Here is a 3,865-nt window from a genome sequence, read left to right as displayed (position 1 = left end):
GCAGGACTGAAGTCCTCACTACAAACCTTATACAATCTGTTCGTAGTGAGGACTTTTGTTCTCGGAAAAAGCAGGACTGAAGTCCTCACTACAAACCTTGTAAAATCTGTTCGTAGTGAGGACTTTTGTTCTCGGAAAAAGCAGGACTGAAGTCCTCACTACAAACCTGTTTTTTAGCCCGTATTCCGCATCCCGGCGGCAATACCATTAATCGTCAGCAGAGCTCCCCGCAACAACTCACCCTTGCTGTAACGCGAGTGAATCACACCGGGTACTCCGCCAGTACCATGTTGCCGCAATCGCTTCAGCAGTGAAACCTGCAACAAACCCAAAGGCACAATTGTGGCATTTCGTAATTGCACAGAACGCTGAAGCGATGGATCTCCATCCAACAAACTCTGGTGTCCGGTAATAGTTAAAACCAAATTACGAATCAAGTAGAATTCGGCAGCAATTTGCTCGAATAAAGCCTTAAATCGCTCTCTGTCTGCCGGTAACGCCAACTCCCGCACGTAGTGTTCTGCAATCTGCAAATCCACCTTCGATAATGTCATTTCTACCTTGGAAATTACCATTCTAAAAAACGGCCATTTCAAGTAAAAATACTGCAAAAGTTTCATGTGTTCTTCCGGTTCTTCCAGCAAATACTCTTGTAAAGCTGTGCCGACACCATACCAAGAAGGCAGCAAAAAGCGGCTTTGAGTCCAGCTAAACACCCACGGAATTGCTCGCAAACCGCTGATGTCTTTCTTCCCGCCGCGACGGGCTGGGCGAGAACTAATTTGCAACTGACTGATTTCTTGAATCGGGGTAACGTGGTGGAAGAAATCTACTAAATCTGGCTGTTCGTAGATTAAATTACGGTAGTGCGATCGCGATTTCGCCGATAACTCTTCCATAATCTCGTTCCAAGAGTCGATGCCATCGAAACCTGTATGCAGCAAACTAGCTTGAATTACCGCCGCCGCCACGGTTTCTAAATTGTAAAGCGCCAACTCCGGCAAAGAATATTTAGAAGCCAAAACCTCGCCTTGTTCGGTAATCTTAATTCGCCCGCTGATACTCTTTCCGGGCTGAGCCAAAATCGCTTTGTAAGCAGGCCCGCCGCCTCGCCCTACCGAACCGCCACGGCCGTGAAAAATTCGCAATTCTACTTCGTGCTTTTCCGCAACCATTTGCAAAGCTTTTTGAGCTTTGTGAATTTCCCAATTGCTGCTGAGGAAACCCGAATCTTTATTACTGTCCGAATAGCCCAGCATCACTTCTTGCAATTTGATTTTTCGGATTGGACAGTCTAGATTTTGTTCGCTTGGTTTGGCTGTTTCTTGGGCGTATCCTCCGGCTAATAAAGCCCGATAAACTGGCAGTTCAAATGCCTCCTGCATTACTTTTGGCGCTTTTTTCAAGTCTTCCACTGTTTCAAACAATGGGACTACTTGAATGCTGCTAATTCCGGTCGCTGGATCGTAAAGTCCTGATTCTTTTGCTAGCAACAAAACCGCCAGCATATCGCTGAGGTCGTGGGTCATGCTGATGACGTAGGTTTCGCAAATTTCCGGGCCGAACTCCTGGTGCATTTGCCGCAATATGCGGAAGGTATTAATTGTCTCGCAAGTTTTGGGAGAAAATGGCAATTCTGCGGGAATTAATGGGCGGCGAGTTTGCAGTTCTGTTGCTAGCCATATCACTCGATCGCCTTCAGACATTTCATTGTAAAGCTTGGGCAAAATTTGCAAGTATTCAGCAATTTCGCTCAAAGCGTCGGAGTGTACTGTTGACTCTTGGCGGATATCTAGGTAAGCCAAATTAAATCCGTAGATTTCTACTTGGCAGAGCAGATTTTCCAAGTCCCGACAGCTTAAACCGGTTTCGATTAAATTGTGCTCGATGAGCTGCAATTCGGTCAAAAACTCGGTTCCCGATCGATAAAGGCCGCTCATTCCGGGATGTTCCGACAAGGCTTCGCGCTCCCGTTGTAACTCGTCTCCTTTGTAGAGGCGCCAGTTGCGATCGCGCGTATTTTCCAGTCGCTGGAGTACGTAGGCGAGTTTCAACCGATAGGGCTCTTGACGGTAGCGGATCGCCCACTGCTCGTAAACCTCGGGAAATTCTGATTTGTCGCGATCGAGCGATTCGAGCAATTCTGGCAATACGTCGCTCCAGTGCAGCGACAAACTCAAAAGTTCGTTCAACCGCTTCACCGCATTGATGTACTTGCACAGCACTAAATGGCGTTGATAGCAAGCAGTTTGCCAAGTAACTTTTGGGGTGACAGAAGGATTCCCGTCTCTGTCGGAGCCCACCCAAGAACCGAACTTGCAAAAATTGTAACTAGGTGGTTTCAGGTAAGGGAAAGAAGCGTGCAGCGCTTGCTTTAAGCGTTGGTATAGCTCGGGAATAGCATCAAACAGCACTTCGTCGAAGTAGTGCAGGGTGTATTCCACCTCGTCAAGTACAGTCGGTTTGAACTGGTGCAGTTCGTCAGTGCGCCACCAAAGGCGAATTTCTTCCATGAGTTGCTCTTGGAGAGCCGCAGCTTCCCAGGAAGACACCGGGTAGGGGCTTTCTGAGTCGGCCCCGAGTACCTGAAATTTCTCGTCAACTTGGTCTAGCTTTTGGAGAATCTTCGCCATCCGCCGCTGCTTGGTGCGGATCGTGTTGCGGACAATTTCCGTCGGGTGGGCGGTGAATACTAAGCGGATGTCTAACTGATCGATCAAGCGCTGGATTTGCTGGCTGGGTACGTTCAAGCGCAGTAGCATCGGGAACAGTTGGTGAAATGTTCCGGCGTCTTTGGCGATCGCCTCGCTGCTGTCTACCTTGCTCAGAGCTGTTTGGGCCGGGCCTTCCCTGTGCCGCGGGCGATCGGGCGCATCCGTTGCTTGTCCCGGCAGCTTAGCAAACATCCGCCCGCCAGCATCGTTACTGCCAGTGTAAGCTAGCTGTTGGTCTCGCTGTTCGTAGTGCTGTTCGACAATGTTGATTAACTGAAAATATAGTGCAAAAGCACGAGCGGCGCGGATGGCGGCGTTGAGATCAAGCTTTTCGATTAGCTGTAGGACATTCGACTCGCGAAAGTGAGTGGCTTGTCCCTCGGCCGAATTGACCGATCGCATTTGTTGGAGCAAATCCACCAATTCCTGCCCGCACTCCTGTCGCAGCACCGATTCCCACAAGTCCTCTACTACTTTGAGGCGATTGCGTAGAAACAGGTCTGATTTTGAGTAAGGGGCAGAATGGGGAATAGATGGTGTATCAATAGCCTGTTCTGAAGACTGGAGGACTGAACTCATCGGGCTGTTCCTCAAATAGCTGCGGGTGTCTAGAAAATTGTATTGTTTAGTTTCACCGAAAACACTTTTATTTGCAGTCAAATTTGAGACATCTTATACAATTTGCGATTTGTGCTTGCGGATGACTCATGACGATCGTGCTTTGGAGCTCGGGGTCTCCCTTTCCTGGTGTTTTAAACTTCCCCGACCTGCTTGCGCGATCGGTCGGGGATTTCAGTAGCCCTAGAACGTGTTGCTCCAATGAGCAAGCAAGTCCTGAGCCTCCAGGCTGGTCTAAAAGCAGCCCCAATACAGAAATATTCTTAGCTCCATTCTCATCAGCATCACCAACCCAGCCACAATGACCACACCTAAACTTCTTGCCACTTCTGTATGATTCACCTCTAACGGGGTTAGGAACTGTAACTTAATTTATGGACAAAGCTACCCATCCTTGACTATTTGGGTAGCTTTTTGAGCAAATTGTGGCCGCACGAGACTATTTGCCCCTGGTTCAATTTGTTTTTGCCCCCGTGCCATTGGATTACAGATGTGGGCGTCTTGCGTCAGAGAAATCTGCATTTGGACTGATT

Annotated in this window: 1 protein-coding gene; it reads right to left on the bottom strand. The window is 48.6% G+C overall.

The window, feature by feature from the left end:
* Positions 1–173 precede the first annotated feature (173 nt).
* On the bottom strand, positions 174–3,293 hold the full coding sequence (gene ppc, locus JGK36_RS33415) for a phosphoenolpyruvate carboxylase (RefSeq protein ID WP_293193959.1): 3,120 nt from the start codon (positions 3,291–3,293) through the stop codon (positions 174–176).
* Positions 3,294–3,865: the final 572 nt, after the last annotated feature.

Origin of the sequence: Microcoleus sp. PH2017_35_SFW_U_B (assembly GCF_020737865.1) — a bacterium.
GTDB lineage: Bacteria > Cyanobacteriota > Cyanobacteriia > Cyanobacteriales > Microcoleaceae > Microcoleus.
Note: the sequence above shows the minus strand (reverse complement) of the source record. Positions and strands in the feature narration are given on the sequence as shown.

What these genes read in the sequence shown, in the direction of transcription:
- ppc (WP_293193959.1), bottom strand. Translation starts at nt 3,293, where the DNA reads ATGAGTTCAGTCCTCCAGTCTTCAGAACAGGCTATTGATACACCATCT.